Origin of the sequence: Amycolatopsis pretoriensis, from assembly GCF_900107925.1 — a bacterium.
Lineage (GTDB): Bacteria > Actinomycetota > Actinomycetes > Mycobacteriales > Pseudonocardiaceae > Amycolatopsis > Amycolatopsis pretoriensis.
This window is the reverse complement of sequence record NZ_FNUJ01000016.1, coordinates 28,747-46,396: the sequence shown is the minus strand read 5'-3', so window position 1 is coordinate 46,396 and position 17,650 is coordinate 28,747. Positions and strand designations below refer to the sequence as shown.

General features: G+C 69.6%; 13 protein-coding genes. 3 read left to right on the top strand and 10 right to left on the bottom strand.

Annotated elements, in window-relative coordinates; genetic code table 11:
- Positions 1–61: 61 nt before the first annotated feature.
- The 3 genes from BLV96_RS45575 to BLV96_RS45565 all read right to left on the bottom strand — a co-directional run bounded on the left by BLV96_RS45575 (position 62) and on the right by BLV96_RS45565 (position 4,130).
- Positions 62–2,317 (bottom strand): glycosyl hydrolase family 18 protein, encoded by a 2,256-nt coding sequence (locus BLV96_RS45575; RefSeq protein ID WP_086675249.1) that lies wholly within the window; start codon positions 2,315–2,317, stop codon positions 62–64.
- 119 nt (positions 2,318–2,436) lie between these two features.
- On the bottom strand, positions 2,437–3,216 hold the full coding sequence (locus BLV96_RS45570; protein ID WP_167379944.1) for an enoyl-CoA hydratase/isomerase family protein: 780 nt from the start codon (positions 3,214–3,216) through the stop codon (positions 2,437–2,439).
- 2 nt (positions 3,217–3,218) lie between these two features.
- A complete protein-coding gene (locus tag BLV96_RS45565) occupies positions 3,219–4,130 on the bottom strand; it encodes a PaaX family transcriptional regulator (protein ID WP_086675251.1) in 912 nt (303 codons plus the stop codon).
- Between the two features lie 147 nt (positions 4,131–4,277).
- Between BLV96_RS45565 and BLV96_RS45560 the strand changes: the two genes are divergently transcribed.
- Positions 4,278–5,915 carry an ABC-F family ATP-binding cassette domain-containing protein gene (locus BLV96_RS45560; protein WP_086675252.1) on the top strand — a complete coding sequence of 546 codons (1,638 nt, stop codon included), beginning with the start codon at positions 4,278–4,280 and terminating at the stop codon, positions 5,913–5,915.
- Positions 5,916–7,534: 1,619 nt separating this feature from the next.
- On the opposite strand, the gene BLV96_RS45555 is transcribed toward BLV96_RS45560, so the two are convergent.
- The 4 genes from BLV96_RS45555 to BLV96_RS45540 all read right to left on the bottom strand — a co-directional run bounded on the left by BLV96_RS45555 (position 7,535) and on the right by BLV96_RS45540 (position 12,777).
- Complete coding sequence (locus BLV96_RS45555) at positions 7,535–8,356, bottom strand: carbohydrate ABC transporter permease (RefSeq protein ID WP_091390404.1); 822 nt, start codon at positions 8,354–8,356, stop codon at positions 7,535–7,537.
- On the bottom strand, positions 8,353–9,324 hold the full coding sequence (locus BLV96_RS45550; RefSeq protein WP_091390401.1) for a carbohydrate ABC transporter permease: 972 nt from the start codon (positions 9,322–9,324) through the stop codon (positions 8,353–8,355). Before BLV96_RS45550 ends, BLV96_RS45555 begins: the two co-directional genes overlap by 4 nt.
- Positions 9,306–10,577 carry an extracellular solute-binding protein gene (locus BLV96_RS45545; protein WP_086675360.1) on the bottom strand — a complete coding sequence of 424 codons (1,272 nt, stop codon included), beginning with the start codon at positions 10,575–10,577 and terminating at the stop codon, positions 9,306–9,308. Before BLV96_RS45545 ends, BLV96_RS45550 begins: the two co-directional genes overlap by 19 nt.
- Positions 10,578–10,686: 109 nt before the next feature.
- Positions 10,687–12,777 carry an alpha-galactosidase gene (locus tag BLV96_RS45540; protein ID WP_086675361.1) on the bottom strand — a complete coding sequence of 697 codons (2,091 nt, stop codon included), beginning with the start codon at positions 12,775–12,777 and terminating at the stop codon, positions 10,687–10,689.
- Between the two features lie 173 nt (positions 12,778–12,950).
- Between BLV96_RS45540 and BLV96_RS45535 the strand changes: the two genes are divergently transcribed.
- Positions 12,951–13,940 (top strand): hypothetical protein, encoded by a 990-nt coding sequence (locus BLV96_RS45535; RefSeq protein ID WP_086675362.1) that lies wholly within the window; start codon positions 12,951–12,953, stop codon positions 13,938–13,940.
- Positions 13,941–13,944: 4 nt separating this feature from the next.
- On the opposite strand, the gene BLV96_RS45530 is transcribed toward BLV96_RS45535, so the two are convergent.
- Positions 13,945–14,889, bottom strand: a complete 945-nt coding sequence (locus tag BLV96_RS45530) for a methionyl-tRNA formyltransferase (RefSeq protein ID WP_086675363.1) — start codon at positions 14,887–14,889, stop codon at positions 13,945–13,947.
- Between the two features lie 115 nt (positions 14,890–15,004).
- Between BLV96_RS45530 and BLV96_RS45525 the strand changes: the two genes are divergently transcribed.
- A complete protein-coding gene (locus tag BLV96_RS45525; protein ID WP_086675364.1) occupies positions 15,005–16,297 on the top strand; it encodes a lysine N(6)-hydroxylase/L-ornithine N(5)-oxygenase family protein in 1,293 nt (430 codons plus the stop codon).
- Here BLV96_RS45525 and BLV96_RS45520 read toward each other — a convergent pair.
- Positions 16,284–16,769 carry a DinB family protein gene (locus BLV96_RS45520; protein ID WP_086675365.1) on the bottom strand — a complete coding sequence of 162 codons (486 nt, stop codon included), beginning with the start codon at positions 16,767–16,769 and terminating at the stop codon, positions 16,284–16,286. The genes BLV96_RS45525 and BLV96_RS45520 overlap by 14 nt on opposite strands.
- Positions 16,770–16,845: 76 nt before the next feature.
- On the bottom strand, positions 16,846–17,649 hold the full coding sequence (locus tag BLV96_RS45515) for an ABC transporter ATP-binding protein (RefSeq protein ID WP_086675366.1): 804 nt from the start codon (positions 17,647–17,649) through the stop codon (positions 16,846–16,848).
- Position 17,650 lies beyond the last annotated feature (1 nt).

The window sequence follows — 17,650 nt, the reverse complement described above, 5'->3', positions numbered from 1 at the left end:
CTCCTGAAGGAAGATTCAGCCCGCTGAACGAAATCGTTCAGCGGGCTGAATCGACGTACCGTTAACCGAGACCGGCGCTGACCGCGTTCATCAACGTCCCGGTGTCACCCGACATTTCCCAAGCCATCACGCCGAGCAGGCCGCGCTGCTTGAGCCAGGTGGTCTTCAGCCCGATCGACCACGCGTCGTCGAACGTCCACCACTGGCCGCCGTTGCCGGTGTAGCACGACGTCGCCACCGCCGCCGTGTCGTGGTAGACCGTGCACGCCGGCACGCTCGCCACGAGGTTCGAGTACCCGCGGGTGCCCGCTTCCTCGGCGAACTGCCCCGGTGCCGCGCCCGTCGCCGACTGCCATTCGCCGTGTTTCCCGCCGTCCGCGACACCTTGCCAGCCGCGTCCGTAGAACGCCAATCCGAGCGTCAGCCGGCGTGGATCGACGCCCGCGTTCGTGTACGCGTTGATCGCGCTTTCCGCACTGAAGTGGAAGTTGTACGGGTCGTCCGCGTCGGCGTAGAGGTTGCCCTGGTGACCGGTGCGGTTCGGCTCCCACGAGTTGTCACTGCCCGACCCGTGGAAGTCGTAACCCTGTACGTTCGCGACGTCCAGGTAGTTGAACACGCGGGACAGGTCCCAGCCGGACGCGACCTTCGCCGGGTCCGCCGGGGTGAACGCGTGCAGCTGGTACCGCTTGCCGGTGGTCGCGCCGTACGCGTCGAGCTGCGTGCGGAACTCGGCCAGCAACGCGGTCAGGTTGTCCTTGTCGTTCGGGCTCCAGTGGTTGCCCGGGTGGCCGTCGGCGCTCGCCGGCCACTCCCAGTCGAGGTCGATGCCGTCGAAGATGCCCGCCGCGGTGCCCGGGCCGCCGGCGCCGCCGTAGGACGCGATGTTGCCCTTGATCCACGTGTCGAGGCACGACGAAACGAACTTCTTGCGCGACGCGTCCGTGGCCGCGACGTCGGAGAAGTACTTCGAATACGTCCAGCCGCCCAGCGACACCAGCACCTTCAGGTTCGGGTGCTTCGCCTTGAGCTTCTTCAGCTGGTTGAAGTTGCCGCGCAACGACTCCCAGCCCGTGTCGGCCACGCCGTCCACCGACTGCGCCGCCGAGAACGGCCGCGAGTAGTCGGCTTCGGCGTCACCCGCGCCGTCGCCCTGGTTGGGGTCCTGCGGGTTCGCCGTGGTGCCCTTCGTGACGCCGGAAAGGCAGGTCAGGTTCACCGGGTCGATGTTCTCGAACGCGTACAGCAGGTGCGTCAGCTTCGACGCCGCGCCGGACGTCTCGAGGTTCTTCACGAAGTACTGCCGCCCGTAAATGCCCCACTGGACGAAGTAGCCGACCTTCGCGTAGCCGGAAACGATGTCGCCGGTTCGAGCCGTCACCGCGGCACTCGGCGCCGAAACGTTGTCGTAGCCGTCCCGCGCGCGCACGGTGAACGTGTACGAAGTGGACGGTGCCAGCCCGGTCACGACGGCGCCCGTCGTCGTCACCGTCGTGGCCAAAGTGGACCCGCGGTAGACGTCGTAGCTGACGACGCCGGTGTTGTCGGTCGACGCCGTCCACGCCAGGGACACGCTGCCCGAGTCGGCGGCCGTCGAGCGCAGCCCGCTCGGCGCCGACGGCGCCTGGGTGTCGTCGGCCGGGTTGTTCGTCGTGACGGCCAGAGCGGCGCTCGCGGGTGACGTGGTTCCCTTGGCGTCCTTGGCTTTCACCGTGAACGAGTACGCGGTCCCCGGCGTGAGCCCGGAGATGGTGGCGCTGGTACCCGTCACCGAGGTGGCCAGTGACGTCCCCTGGTAGACGTCGTACCCGGTCACCGGCAGGGATCCGGCGGCCGAGGCGTTCCACGCCAACGCGACCGTCTTGGTCGTCTTCGCGACCAGCCGCAGGTTCGCCGGCGCGCCCGGGGGAGTGTCGGGTGAACCGTCGCAGTTGGCGTTGTCGACGCGGCACTGCGCGGGCGTCGCGGCGGCGCTGAGCCGGAACGTCGGGCTGTACGGGTAGGTGGCGCGGCCCGGCGCCAGCGTCGCGATGTAGTACGCCGGGGTGAGCGTGACCTGGGTGCCGTTCTGCGTCACCGTCCCGTTTTCGCCGGTCGAGGCAGTGACGCCGGCGGGCAGCGTGAAGGTGATGGCCCAGTTGCTCACCGACGCGGTGCCGGTGTTCGAGACGGTGTAGGTGCCGGTGGTGCCGCTCATCGCCAGGGTGGCGGTCAGCGAACCGGCTGCGGCGGCGGGTGGCGCGAGCGCCGCGGTGCCGCCGGCTGCTATCAGTACGGCGGCGAGCGCGGAGCGTAGTCGTACGGAGGTGCGTCTCATGGCGGTTCTCCAAGCGGCACGAGGCGGGGGACGACGTGGTCTAGACCACATCAAAGGTAACCCGGTGCGGGGAGAACCGCGCACGTCCGAACGGCGGCAACCGGTGTCCGAACGGGCTGTTAACGACCCGAGAAGGTCGCCTTGCCCGGCCCGTCCGCGAGGAACGACTTGACGGCGCCGCGGAGGTCCTCGGTTTCGAACAGCTCGGCGGCGATCGTCGTGATGTGCGCGTTCGCCTCCGGGACGCCGCCCGCGGAGAAGTGGTCGAGGACGCGCTTGGTCGCCGCGTGCGCCCGGGTCGGCCCGGCAGCCAGCTGACGCGCGAAGGCGCGCGCGGCGTCGTCGAACCCCTCGTCCGGCAGGACGCGGTTGACGACGTTCCAGCGCTCGAGCGTCGCGGCGTCGTAGGTGTCGCCGGTCATGACGAACTCCTTGGCGCGCCCGACGCCGGCGCGGTCGGCGAGCCGCTGGGTGCCGCCCATGGTCGGAGTCAGCCCGACGACTTTCTCGACGAGCCCGAACTTCGCGCGCGACGCCGCCAGGATCAGGTCGCAGGCCACGGCGACCTCGAACGCCCAGGTCAGGCACAGGCCGTGCGCGGCGAACACGGTCGGGAACGGCAGCGCCGCGATCCGGTCGGGGACCGCCAGCATCTCGTCGAACAGCACTTTCGCCTCGGCGGGCGAGCCCTGGGCGTCGAACAGCGAGACGTCCACGCCGCCGCTGACGATCTTGCCCTCGGCACGGATCAGCAGGGCCCGCGCGGGCGCGGTTTCCAGCTCGCCGATGGCCGACGAAAGCGAATCCTGCAGGGCGGCCGTGTAGAGGTTCAACGGCGGAGCGTCGACGGTCAGGACGGCGAGCCCGCCGTCACGATCGAGGCGGACCTGGTCGGTCATGTTCACCCTGCTTCTTCGGCGGCGACGATGTCGTCCCAATACTGCTGGGCCTCGGGGCGCCAGTCGACGTGTTTGTGATGGAACAGTTCCGCCGCTTTCGTCCCGCTCCACTTCGCCGGCAGGAGCTCGGCGGGCAGCTGCGGGTCGAGGAACGGGAACCGCCGCCACTCGTGCACCAGCTCGGTCTGCGCGCGCAGCACCGCGCGGCCGCCGGTGGGGTGCAGGCCGGTGAACCGGTCGATGAAGTCCTCGTAGCGGTCCTTCAGCTCGGTCAGGTCCCAGGACCGGGCGACCATCGTCTCCTGCTCGCCGACCTCGCCGTAGGTGGCGGTGAAGGACATCGCCTGCGCGTCGAGCCCGAGCTCGTTGACGATCTGCTGGGCCTCGCGCTGGCGGCTCAGGTCCGGGCTGACCCACACGCCCGCGACCGGCGAGCCGAAGCCCGCCCAGGTCAGCCGCGTGCGGAGGCGGTGGCGCAGGTCGCGCTTGGCCTCCGGGACGGAGACGATGAGCATCAGCCACTGGCCGTTCCACGGGCGCTCTTCGCGGCCGAACGCGTAGATCCGCTCGGCGCCCTCGGTCAGCAGGCGGCGCCCCGGCGGCGTCAGCGACCAGCGCACGCGGCGCCCGACGCGTTCGGAGACCACCCAGCCCTCGGCGGCGGAGCGGGCCAGCGCCTGCCGCGCGGACTTCTCCTCGATGTCGAGGATGCCGAGCACCTCGACCAGCATCGACGTCCAGACCGGCGTGTCGCGCGGCAGCGTGTACTCGCCGAGCACGGTCATCAGCAGCGACCGCGCGCTGGCGTGGCTGACCTCGCGCCGCCGGCTCACCGTGGGCCGGGGCGCGGATGGGCGGCCTTCCCTCGGTTTCGGCCTGCGGCCGAGGGTGACCGGGGGAGCGGATTCGCCCATGCTGTTTCACCGACCTCACTGCTTGGCTGTTCCGACAACCGAACAGGTTACCCACACTGAGTGATCAAAGCGCCACCGGACACACACAGTCGGTGGCTCTGACCATGATCTGACAGTTCAGCACGGCCCCGTAGACTTGGCCACCTCATGAGCGCAACTCTCGTCGCGAAGGACCTGGCCGCGGGCCACGGTGACCGCATCCTCTTCTCCGGCCTCGATCTGGTGGTCGCGCCCGGCGACGTCGTCGGCCTCGTCGGCGTCAACGGCGCCGGCAAGTCGACGCTGCTGCGGACGCTGGCGGGGCTCGCGAAACCCGACGACGGCGAGATCCGGCTGAACCCGCCGACCGCGACCGTCGGGCACCTGCCCCAGGAGCCGGAGCGGCGCGAAGGCGAGTCGGTGCGGGCGTTCCTGGCGCGGCGGACGGGCGTGTCGGCCGCGCAGGCGGACCTCGATGCGGCGACTTCTGCGCTGACCGCCGGCTCGGCGGGCGCGGACGACCTCTACGCGGTTGCGTTGGACCGGTGGCTCGACCTCGGCGGCGCGGACCTCGACGAGCGTTCCGCGGAAGTGGCCGCCGACCTCGGGCTCGCCGTCGACCTCGACCAGCCGATGACGTCGTTGTCGGGCGGCCAGGCGGCGCGTGCCGGGCTCGCGTCGCTGCTGCTGAGCCGCTACGACGTCTTCCTGCTCGACGAGCCGACGAACGACCTCGACCTGGACGGCCTGGCCCGGCTGGAGCGGTTCGTGTCGGGGCTGCGTGCGGCGACGGTCCTGGTCAGCCACGACCGCGAGTTCCTGGCGCGCACGGTCGACCGCGTCGTCGAGCTGGACCTGGCGCAGCAGCAGGTGAACGTCTACGGCGGCGGGTACGAGGCCTACCTCGAGGAGCGCGAGGTCGCCCGCCGGCACGCGCGCGAGGAGTACGAGGAGTACGCCGACACGAAGGCTTCGCTGGAGGCGCGCGGGCGGATGCAGCGGGCGTGGATGGAGAAGGGCGTCAAGAACGCGCGCCGGAAGCAGCCGGACAACGACAAGGCGGCCCGCAAGTTCCGCACGGAGGCGACGGAGAAGCAGGCGTCGAAGGCGCGGCAGACCGACCGGATGATCGAACGCCTGGAGGTCGTCGAGGAGCCGCGCAAGGAGTGGGAGCTGCGGATGGAGATCGCGGCGGCCCCGCGGGCGGGGGCGGTGGTCGCTAGTTTGCGCGGGGCGGTCGTTCGCCGGGGTGGGTTCACGCTCGGGCCGGTCGACCTGCAGGTCGATTGGGCGGACAAGGTCGCCATCACCGGGGCCAATGGGGCCGGGAAGTCGACGTTGCTGGCGGCGCTGCTCGGTCGGTTGTCGTTGGATGAGGGTTCTGCCGCGTTGGGGCCTGGGGTTGTGGTCGGTGAGGTCGATCAGGCTCGGCGGTTGTTTCTCGGTGATGTTCCGCTTGCTTCGGCTTTTGCTCTTGAGGTGCCGGAGTTGGCGGATGCCGATGTGCGGACTTTGCTGGCCAAGTTCGGGTTGAAGGCTGCTCATGTGCTGCGCTCTGCTGCGACGCTTTCGCCGGGGGAGCGGACTCGGGCTGCGTTGGCTCTCTTGCAGGCGCGGGGGGTCAATTTGCTGGTGTTGGATGAGCCGACCAACCATCTTGATCTGCCGGCTATCGAGCAGTTGGAGTCGGCGTTGGACAAGTATCCGGGGACTTTGCTGCTCGTGACTCATGATCGGCGGATGCTGGACGCTGTGCACGTGGGGCGGCGACTTGAGGTGGACGGTGGGAAGGTTCGCGAATTGTGAGCCTGTTGGAGGGATGTGTTGGCGGTGAGCAGTGCTCTCATTTGAGAGCGCCTGTGCCGAGTGGCGATGTGAGCAGTGCTCTCTATTGTGAGCGGCGGGGCTGCCGCTGAGCGGCGCTCTCGAATTCGAACGCTGCTCGCTGTCGTGCGAGAGCAGTGCTCTCGAATCGGTCAGCTGATCGCCGCTGAGTGAGAGCGGTGCTCTCGAGGCGGAGCACGGTTGCTGTCGCGTGTGAGCAAGGCTTCGGTCTCGTGCTGGAGCGTGGTGGAGAGTGATCGATGCACGCGAGTAAGCGGTCCGCTCGTGGCTTGCGCCGCTTTTGCGACGGTGGTGCTCCTGGAGAGCGGCTGGCGCCGGCTGGCGGGCGAGAGCGGTGCTCTCCAGGCAGGCGCCGCCCGCGGCCCGCCCCGGCTAAGGCCCCTTGTCGCCGGTCGCCCGCTATTCGCAGCCGGCCACTAACCGCCGGCCGCCGGACTGCCTGCCAGCGACCATGGGCTGCCCGCCGCTGGCCACGGGCCGCGGGTCACCGGCCGCGGTCTGGCTGGCCGCAGGCTACTGGCTACCGGCCACGGGGCGCGGGCCGACGGCCGCCAGCCACCGGCCGCGGGCTGTCGGCCGGCGGGCCACTGGCGACTGGCCTCCGGCTGCCGCCCCTTGTCGCCGGTCGCCCGCTATTCGCAGCCGGCCACGGACCGCCGGCCGCCGGACTGCCTGCCAGCGGCCATGGGCTGCCCGCCGCCAGCCACGGGCCGCGGGTCACCGGCCGCGGTCTGTCGGCCACTGGCTACCGGCTACCGGCCACGGGGCGCGGGCCGGCGGCCGCCAGCCACCGGCCGCGGTCTGTCGGGCCCGCGGGCCACTGGCGACTGGCCGTCGGCCGCGGGTCGCTGGCCACGGGATTCGCGGGTCGCCGGCCACGGGAGCCCGCCAGCCGCCGGCTACCCGGCCGTAGGCCGCGGGTCACCGGCTACGGGCCGTCGGCCGCGGGCCACTGGGCTACCGGCTACGGACCGCGGGTTCGCCAGCTTGCCACGGACCGCCGGTCGTCGGCCGCCAGCCGCCGGTCGTCGGCCGCCAGCCGCCGGTCGCCGGCCGCGGGCTGCGGCCACCGGCTGCGGCCACCGGCTGCCGGTCGCCGACTACGGGCCGCCGGGGTGCTCTCGCCGCGGGTTACCGGCTGCGGGCTGCGGGTCGCGGGCTACGGGTCGCCGACTATGGGCCGCCGACTATGGGCCGCCGACTATGGGCCGTCGGGGTGCTCGCCGCGGGTCACCGGCCACCGGTCACGGGTTGCTGGCTGCGGGCCGCCCGTTATCCGCCCTCGCGATCCTTGTCCGCCGTTGGGCGTGTCGATCTACCTGAACTTGAGCGTTGCCCGCGGCTCGGCGCGGCCGGCGCTTTCAAGCTGTGTGCCGCCAGTCGGTCGGTCGGTGAGGCCGGCGCTCTTGAAGCTGAGCGGCGCCACCGGTTGGGGAGAGCAGTGCTTCCGAAGTGGGGCGCCGCTCGCTGGCTGGCGAGAGCGGTGCTGTCGACTGTGGGCGGTGGGATCTGGGGGTGAGCGGTGCTCTCGAATTCGAGCACTGTGTCGTGAGAGCGGTGCTCGAATTCGAGATCGGTGCTCATCCCTTCGTTGCGCCGCCTGTCAGGCCCTTCACGAACTGCTTCTGCAGTGCCAAGTAAAAGATCAACACCGGCAGCGTCGCCAAGAACATCAGCGCGAACACGCTGCCCAAATCTGCCTGGTACTGGCCGATCGACCGGTAGATCCCCGTCGTGATCGTGGTGCCCTGGCTCGGGCCCAAAATGATCAGCGGGTCGATGAAGTCGTTCCAGATCCACACGCCCAAGAAGATCAACACCGAGGCCGTCGCCGGGCGGAGCAGCGGGAACACCACCCGCCAGAACACCTGTGCCCGGCTGGCGCCGTCCAGCAACGCCGCCTCCTCCAGCTCCACCGGCACCCCGCGGATGAACCCCGTGAACACGAACACCCCGAACGGCACGTAGTAACCGACGTTGAACAACACCAGCCCCTGCAGCGTCGCCATCAGGTGCGTCACCCGCAGGACGTCCGTGATCGGGATCAGGATCACCTGCGGCGGGATCATCAACCCGGCCAGCAGCACCAGCGTCAGGACCTTCGTCCACCGCTTGCCCGACCGCGCCAGGTAGTGGCCGAGCATCGCCGACAGCACCGTCAGCACCAGGATCGACAACACCGTCACCACCACGCTGTTGGCCAGGCTGACCCAGAACAACCCATCCGGCCGCGTCAGCACCGCGTGGATGTTCGCCAGCGTCGGCGGCAGCGGCAGCGACGCCGGCTCCTTCGCGATCAAGTCGCCCTGCTTCACCACGTTCGTCAGCACCAGGTAGAACGGCACGAAGAACACCGCGCCGACGAGCAGAGCCGCCGTGGGCCGCAGCCAGGAGCGCGTCACAGGTCCACCTCCCGGCGGCGCAGGAAGCCGAGCACGATCGTCGTCACCGCCGCGACGATCACCAGCATCAGCACCGCCATCGCCGACGCGTGGCCGACGTGGTTGGAGTCGAAGCCGGTCTGCAGGACGTCGAACGCGATCGTTGCCGTCGCGCCGGAGCCCGGGCCGCCGTTGGTGATCACCTTGACGTAGTCGTACGTCTTGAACGCCGAAATCAGCAGTACGACCGTGTTGATCGTCAACGACGGCGCGAGCAGCGGCCACGTCACCGCCCGGAACCGTCGCAGCGCCCCGGCGCCGTCGATCGAAGCCGCCTCCAGCAATTCCGTTGGCACGCCTTGCAATCCGGCGAGGTAGACGACGACGCAGAACCCGAGCATCTGCCAGCACACGATCGACGCGACCGAGTACAGCGCGACGTCCGGATCGGACAGCCAGCCCGGCGGGTGCTCGATGCCCAAGGTTCGCAACAGGGTGTTCAGCGGTCCCTGGTCGTCGAGCAGCCGCGACCACACGATCGACACGACGACCGAACTGAGGATCACCGGCGTGAAGAACACGCTGCGCAAAGCGTTGTACAGCCAGCCTTTCCGGTCCAGCAGCAGCGCGACGCCGAGCCCCAGGACGTTCGGGACGACGACCACGATCACCGTCAGGATCGTCGTGACCTTCAGCGCGGTCAGGAACTGCTCGTCGGAGAACAGCAGCCGGTAGTTGTCGAGGCCGACGAACTTCACCGGCGGGTTGAACGGGTTGTAGTTCGTGAGGCTGTACCCGAAGCTGATCAGGATCGGCGCCAGCACGAAACACAAGTAGACGAGCACTCCCGGAGCACCGAACGACGCGAAGTGCCACACCCGCGGCAGGATCGGCTTGCGCCGCCGGCGGTGGGCGGGGGAGCGGCGCGCGCTCGGCGGGGCGGGCGGGGAGACGACGGCGGCCAAGGTCGTCAGCCCGCCTTCGCCCACTCGGTGTCCAGGAACGCGCACGCGTCGGCCACGGACTTGCGGCCCGTGATGACGTCCTGGGCGGCCTGGTCGACCTTGTCCTTCATGCCGGGCAGCAACCCGTCGTCGGCGGTTTCCCAGCGGAACGCGTGCACCACGGCGTTCTGCTGCACGGCCTTGGTGTAGAGGTCGTAGCCGGCCTTGAAGGTCGGGCCGACGTCCGCCGGCGGGGTGTAGCCCTTGATCGCCGGGAACAGGCCGTCGGCCTTGACCGACGCGTTCAGCTGGTCCTTGTCGAGCTGGAAGCCGAGCGCGAACTTCCTTGCCGCGTCGAGGTTCGCGGCCTTGGCGTTCACGATCATGCCGCCGCCGGTGTAGGCGGGGACGACGAGTTTGCCGTCCTCGGTGGGAAAGTCGAACACGCCGATCTCGAAGTCGTGCTTCTTGCTGTCGGCGTTGGCGGCGAACCAGTTGCCCATCGGGTACATCGCGCTCTTGCCGTCGAGGAAGGCCTGCTCGGTCGCCGCGTAGTCGCGCGACACGCTCGTCTTGTCCACGTACCCCTTCGAGGCGAGGTCGGCCAGCTTCGAAAACGCTTTCTGGAACGCGGGATCGGCGAACTTGACCTTGTCCTGACGCCGTTGCGTCAGCCAGTCCGGCGTCGTGTCGTAGACCTCGGTGCTGACCAGACCGGAGAGGATCATCGACGACGGGAAGCCGTCCTTGCCGCCGCCGATGGTGAACGGCGAGAAGCCCTTGGCCGCCAGCTTGCCGGCGTCGGCGACGAGTTCGTCCCACGTCTTCGGCGTCGCGGCGATGCCCGCGTCGGCGAACATCTTCCGGTTGTAGTAGATCGGCGGGATGGTCTGGGTGTTCGCCGGCAGCTGGTAGTACTTCCCGTGGACCGGGTTCGCCTCGGGGAACTGGAAGTCCTTGAGCTCGTCCGGGGTCCAGGCGTAGAGGTTGCCCGCTTCGGCGAAACCCGCCGAGTCGACGGCGATCATCACGTCGGGAAACTGGCCGGACTGCAGGAGCTGTTTCGCGTACGACGTCCGGCCGTCGGCGGTCGGCGCGACCAGCTTCTTGACCTTGATCCCCGGGTTCTTGTCGGTGACGCGCTTGATGGCCGCGTCCCAGTAGGCCGGCGTGAGGTTCGGGGTCTCGAAGGTCAGGAAGGTGATCTCCGCGTCGCCACCGCTGCCGGTGTTCGAGCCGACCGAGCACGCGCTCACGGCCAGGAGCGCCGCCGCCCCCAGCGCCAGGAACCTTCTCATCGAGCCTCCCACCATATGTGATGTATGACGCATTTGATCTGACGTCTGACGGGCTGTCAAGCGCGATTCACGCGTGAAACCGTCGATGCGCGGCCGATAGATCCGATCTCTAACGCGAAATACGGCGCAGGCGGATCACCGTGCTCGCGAAGTCGCCGGTCGGCAGCGTGAGCGGCAGCCCGTGGGCGAGCAGCACGGCTCCGCTGTGCGTGGATCCGGAATCCGAATCCACGTACCGGTCAGCGGGATCGAGGCCCTCGAGACGCAATGGACGATCCGGTGCGGCGAAGTGCGCGGCCTGCCGGTAGGCGAAGACGACCGCCCGGTCTTCGTGGACGTACTGCAGCGCGGTGACGCCGTCGTCGACCGGCGGCCGCAGCCGGTACAGCGCGCCGTGCTGGACGACCGGCCGGATGTCCTTGTAGAGCGCGATCAGCTCGGCCGCGAGCGCGAGGTCGTCGCCGGGCCACCGCACGATGTCGCCGCCGATGCCGAGCACGCCGGCCATCGCGACGTGGAACCGGAACCGCAGCGGCACCGAACGTCCCGTGACGAAGTTGGGGTTGTCGGTGACCCACGCCGACATCGCGCGTGCCGGGTAGAGCTGGCTGTAGCCGTGCTGGATCCGCAGCCGGTCGAGCGCGTCGGTGTTGTCCGACGTCCACACCTGGTCGGCGCGCGCGAGCATGCCGAGGTCGATCCGCCCGCCGCCGCCGCTGCACGCTTCGATCCGCAGGCCGGGGTGGTCGGCACGCAACCGGTCCATGAGCGCGTAGACGGCGTTCGTGTGCTCGACCCACAGGCGGTCCGGGTCGGCGTCACCCGGCCAGCCGGCCTCGCTGAACGGGCGGTTCATGTCCCACTTGAGGAAGTCGACGCCGTGCTCGCCGACGAGCCGGTCGAGCCACTCGTGGGCCCACGCGCCGACGTCCGGCCGGGCGAAGTTGAGGACGAGCTGGTTGCGCAGCTCCGACCGGCGCCGGTGCGGGTGGTGCAGGACCCAGTCCGGGTGGGCGCGGTAGAGGTCGCTGTCCGGATTGACCATTTCGGGCTCGACCCAGATGCCGAACCGCATGCCGAGCCCGTGCACGGCGTCGACCAGCGGCTTGAGGCCGTCGGGGAAGCGCGCGCGGTTGACGTGCCAGTCGCCGAGCCCGGCGTGGTCGCCGGTCCGGGCACCGAACCAGCCGTCGTCCATGACGAACAGTTCGACACCCAGCGCCGCGGCCCGCTCGGCGAGCGCGCGCTGTCCTTGCTCGGAAACGTCGAAACCCGTTGCCTCCCAGGAGTTGTAGAGCACCGGACGCAGTTCGCGGCCGTGGTCGAGGACGTCGTTCCGAACGTAGGCGTGCCACGCGCGGCTCGCGGCGCCGAAGCCGCCGCCGGTGTAAAGACCGGCCAGCACCGGCGTGCGCAAGGGCTTGCCCGGTCCGACGCGGTGCACGACGCCGTCCTGGCCGAAGCCGCCGCTGATCGTGAGACGCCCGGTCGACGCGCGCGTGGTCGTGAGCCGCCACGACCCGCTCCAGGCGAGGGCGACGCCGTAGACCTCGCCGTGGCGCTCGGTGGCGGTGCCGTCGTCGACCATGACCCACGGGTTGGCGTGGTGCCCGGCGATCCCGCGCCGGCTCGCGAAAACCGTCTCGCCGTGCGCCGCGGACGTCCGGTGCAGCTGGGTTTCCGCGGCCCAGCGGCCGGTGACGTGGCTGAGCCGGTAGTCGTCCCGGAGCGGGAGGGGCCAGGTCGCGGAATCGGCGCGGACGACGTCGACTTCGGTGTCGGCCGTCAGTTCGGTCCAGCGTTCGAGGACGTCGGTCCGCAGGCGGTAGTGGAGGGCGATCCGGAGGGGGTAGTGGCGGTCGGTGAAGTGAATCGCGAGGTGATCGCGCGAGATTTCGTGGGTTTCGTAACGCCATTCGAGGGCGCGAGTGCCGTCGGCGAAGCGAACCTGCAACCCCGGTGTCCAGTAGCGGGTGCCGCCGTCGGCGGCCAGTTCGTCGAGGCCTTCGTTGGGGTCGTTGAAGCCGTCCCACCAGGGGAGTTTTACGGTGCTGAGTTCTTCGACGGCGTCCGTCGGAAGTGGTGGCCCCCAGTAGAGGTGGGTCGGAACGTCGTCCTCGTCGAGGCGCAGGGCGTAGGTGCTCGACTCGCCGGTGAGCACCCAGGCGCGGTGGCGCTCGAGGTGGCTGATCTCGCCCATGCGGGACATCCTGGCGGCGCGGTCGGGTGTCGCCAAGGGGCGTCCCGGCCATCGGCAACTGCGGCCGTTCGGGTGGCGTTGCCGCGCGTTATTGGTTCTTCCGGGTATCGGTCATCACAATGGGTGAGGGGTGGCGGCGCCGGCTTGTGGTCGTCAGCGAGGGGAGAAACATCATGGTGATCACTGCGAGGACAATCAGCGCGGTACCGGAAGAGGAATCGGGTGATCAGGTCGCCTGCCCGTGCGTCCTCGATCTGCTCGAGGCCTACCAGGAAAAAGGGCGGCCGCGGTTCGCGGAGCTGCGGGCGGCGTACGAGGCGCACCAGGGAAAGATCGTCGAGGAGTATTACGCGACGCATTTCCAGGCGGCACTCCTGGTGGTCGCCAAACAGCAGACCGGCGAGGTGGACCGGGTCGTCTACAAGCTGCGCCAGTACTACGACGCGGTGCAGAGCACCGCCGACTTCGACGACGTGTTCCGCTCGGCCCGCCGCGTCGAGCGCAAGTACTCGGTGCTGCTCGGCGGCCGGCCCCAGGAGATCCTGGTGCAGGGCATCTACACCGAGACCGTCGCCCTGCTGAGCGTGCTGGACGCGATGGTGGGCTCCGAGCAGAAGCGGGAACGGCTGACCGCCGCCGTCGCTTCGGCCCGGAAGGAGATCCGCCAGATCGAGCAGAACGCGCGGGACGCGGCACTCGACCGGGCGCTCGTCCGCTACCTCGGCGGCCTGGCCGTGGGTGCCGTCGTGGCCGCCGCCGTCGCCGCGGCCGTGCATTTCCTGTTGAAGGTCGAAATCGGTTCGCAGCTGGTGGTCTGCGTGGTGGCCGGGGCGATCGGCGCGATAGTGAGCGTCATGACGCGCACGGCGAACCGGCAACGGGTGCGGGTGAGTCTCGACCAGGGATTGCTCGTCGTGATTCTTTCCGGCTGTTTCCGGCTGATCATCGGTGCCGTTTTCGGTGCGGCGATGTTCGTGCTCGTGCGGGCCGGGCTGCTCCCGCTCGCCGTTCCGGTCCCGGGGGAACAGGTCACGTTGTTCTTCGCCGGGCTCGCTTTTCTCGCCGGGTTCAGCGAACGCCGGGCGCAGGACACGATCGTGCGCACCTTGCCCGGCGCCGTTGAACAGAACGTGACCGAACCGGCGCGGGGCAAGGAGAGCTGAACGATCAGGGACGGTCGGTCAGGTACCCGCCCATGGTCTTGAAGTAGTCGGCCGCCGCCAGGTCGGTCCCGTCGGCGGTGCGGACGCGTTCCACGACCAGGCCGGGGGACTGGCCGCGCCGCGCCTCCGGGCCGGCCACGATCACGACTCCGTCGCCTTCGCGGATGAAGACGCGGCCCGGCGTGCCGCCGTAGTGGCCCTGGGACACCGAGGCGCGCAGGATCCGCAGCTGCTCGCCGCGATGGTAGGTGAACGCGTTCGGGTACGGATCCGACAGCGCCCGGACGAAACGCTCGATGTCCGACGGCGACGACGTCCAGTCGATGAGGCTGTCGCGCGCCGCGCGCTTGTGGAAGAAGCTCGCCTTCGAGCGGTCCTGGGAAACCGGCGTGTAGCCCGTCTCGATCTTCGAGATCGCTTCGGCCGTGATCGGGGCGATCAGGTCCACCGTGCGGTGGAACAGATCCGTCGTCGTGTCGGCCGGGCCGACCGGGATGGCGCGCTGCAGGACGATGGCGCCCGCGTCCAGCTCGCCGTCCATCATGTGGGCGGTCACGCCGACCTCCGGCTCGCCGTTGATCATCGCCCAGATCAGCGGCGAGAAGCCCGCGTACGACGGCAGGAGCGAGTCGTGGATGTTCAGCGTGCCGTGGCGCGGCAGCTCGAAGATCTCCGGCGGCAGCCAGGTGCGCCAGTTGTTCGCGACGATCAGGTCGAGGTCCGCCGCCTTCAGTTCGGCCAGCAGTTCCGCGTCGTCCGGGCGGTTGCGCAGCAGGACGCGGATGCCGTTGGCCTCGGCGAGGTCGGCGACGGAGTCCGCCCAGATCCGCTCGTAGGCGTGGTCGCTCTTCGGGTGCGTGACCACGAGGGCGACCTCGTGGCCGGCGTCGATGAGCGCCTGGAGGGTGCGGTGCCCCCAGGTCTGATAGCCGAACATCGCCACGCGCATTCGAGAGTGCCCTTTCGTGATCGGGGGACGAACATCACCACGAACGTACTAGGCGAGGCTCGCCTAAGTTAGGTTAGGGTTCCCTGAACCGTACCGGAGCGCGCGAGGGAGCAACATGACTGCAGAGGTCCCGATCTACGACATCGTCGGCGTGGGCTTCGGACCGTCGAACCTGGCCCTCGCGATCGCCCTCGCCGAGCACAACGCCGGCGCCGGGGAGCCGGTGACCGCGCACTTCCTCGAGCGGCAGCCGCGCTTCGGCTGGCACCGCGGGATGCTGATCGACACCGCGACGATGCAGGTGTCGTTCCTCAAGGACCTGGTCACCATGCGGAACCCGACCAGCGAGTTCAGCTTCCTGAACTACCTGCACGCGGCCGGCCGGCTGGTCGACTTCATCAACCACAAGAACCTCTTCCCGCTGCGCGTCGAGTTCCACGACTACTTCGAGTGGGCGGCCGCGAAGGTCGACGACGTCGTCTCCTACGGCATCGAGGTCGTCGCGGTGAAGCCGGTGTACGACGGCTCCGAGATCGCCTACTTCGACGTCGAGGCGTCGGACGGCTCGTCGTTGCGCGCCCGCAACCTCGTGGTCGGCACCGGTCTGCGGCCGCAGCTGCCCGACGGCGTCACCGCCGGCGACCGGATCTGGCACAACAGCGAGCTGCTCTTCCGCGTGGACGCCCTGCGTGGCACGTCGCCGCGGCGGTTCGTCGTCGTGGGCGCAGGGCAGAGCGCGGCCGAGGTGGCCGCGCTGCTGCACGACGAGTTCCCGCGCACCGAGGTGTGCGCGGTGTTCGCGCGCTACGGCTACAGCCCGGCCGACGACAGCTCGTTCGCGAACCGGATCTTCGACCCCGAAGCCGTGGACCAGTTCTACGGCGCGGGCGAACCGGTCAAGGACCGCTTGATGCGCTACCACGGCGCGACGAACTACTCGGCCGTCGACATCGACCTGATCGACGAGCTCTACCGCCGCGTCTACCGCGAGAAGGTGCTCGGCGTCGAAAGGTTGCGGCTGTTCAACGTTTCGCGGCCGGTCGAGGTGACGCCGTCGGGAACGGTGACGGTCGAGTCGCTGACGACCGGCGCGCAGACGGTGCTGGAGGCCGACGCGGTCGTGTACGCGACGGGTTACCGGCCCGCGGACCCGACGCCGCTGCTGGGTGAGCTGCGTTTCCGGCGCGACGAGTCCGGCCGGCTGCTGGTCGAGCGCGACTACCGGTTGTCGACGGACATGCCCGTGCGCGGCGGGATCTACCTGCAGGGCGGCACCGAGCACACGCACGGCATCACGTCGTCGCTGCTGTCGAACACGGCCGTGCGGGTGGGGGAGATCCTGCAGTCCATTGTGGATCGGCGAGTGGTCGCCGAGCCCGCGGGGGAGTACGCGGTCAGCGCGCGCTGAGCTGCTCGCGGAGGATGTCGCCGTGGCCGGCGTGCCGGGCGAAGTCCTCGATGAGCAGCAGGTAGACGAACCTGAGGTTCACCTCGCCGAGGACGTCGTGGGTCCACGTGTCGTCGAGGTCGAAGCCGGCGGCGATTTCTCGGGAGCGCTTGCTCGCGCGTTCGAAGTCGGCGATCACCTCGGCGAGCGTTTCGCCCTCGGCGACGACGAAACTGGCGTCGCCGGGGGTGGTCGGGCCGTCGCAGTCGGACTCAGGCAGGCCAAGCAGGAAGAGCTGGAACCACCGGCGTTCGGCCATGGCGGCGTGCTTGACGAGGCCGATCGGCGTGGTCAGCGAGGTGACGAGTCGTTCGCGGGCGTCGGTTTCGGACAGGCCGCGCGCGGTGTCGATCACCGCGCGGCGGTTGCGGTCCATCGTCGCCTCCAGCAGGTGGCGCTCGGGTCCGGTGGTGGTTTCGGGCAGCACGAACACAGGTCAGCTCCAAACTGGGGATTGGTGGCCGGACGGACCTCGGGATGTCACGAGGCGGGCCACGCCCAGGATAGCGCTAGTTGACCGGCGCCGGGTGGTGGCGGCTGATCGGGATCACCATCGGGGTCCCGCTCACCGGATCCGGCGTCACCTGGCAGCGGACGTCGAACACCTCGTCCACCAGCTCTTCCGTGATCACCTCCACCGGCTTGCCCGACGCCACGACCCGCCCTGCCTTCATCGCGATCACGTGGTCCGCGTAGCGGCACGCCTGCGGCAAGTCGTGCAGCACCATGACCACCGTGCGCCCCTCGGCGCGGTTGAGGTCGACCACCAGGTCCAGCACGTCGATCTGGTGGGCCAGGTCGAGGTACGTCGTCGGCTCGTCCAGCAGCAGCACCGGTGTCCCCTGGGCGACCGCCATCGCGATCCAGGCTCGCTGGCGCTGGCCGCCGGACAGTTCGTCGACCGGGCGGTCGGCCAGGTCGGTCATCGACGTCGCCTCCAGGGCGGCGTGGACCGCTCCTTCGTCCGAAGTGGACCACTGGCGCCACCAGCTCTGGTGCGGGGCGCGGCCGCGGCCGACGAGGTCCGCCACCGTCATGCCCTCCGGGGCCACCGGGGACTGCGGGAGGATGCCCAGCCGCTGGGCGACCTGGCGCGTCGGGAGGTCGTGGATCGACCGGCCGTCCAGGTAGACCCCGCCCGACTTCGGCGTCAGCAGCCGCGCCACCGTGCGCAGCAGCGTCGACTTCCCGCACGCGTTCGGCCCGACGATCGCGGTGATCTGCTCCGCGGGGATCTCGAGGTCGAGGCCGTCGATGACGACCCGGTCGTCGTAGGCGACGCGCAGGTCCTGCACTCGCAGGGACGGTGTCATG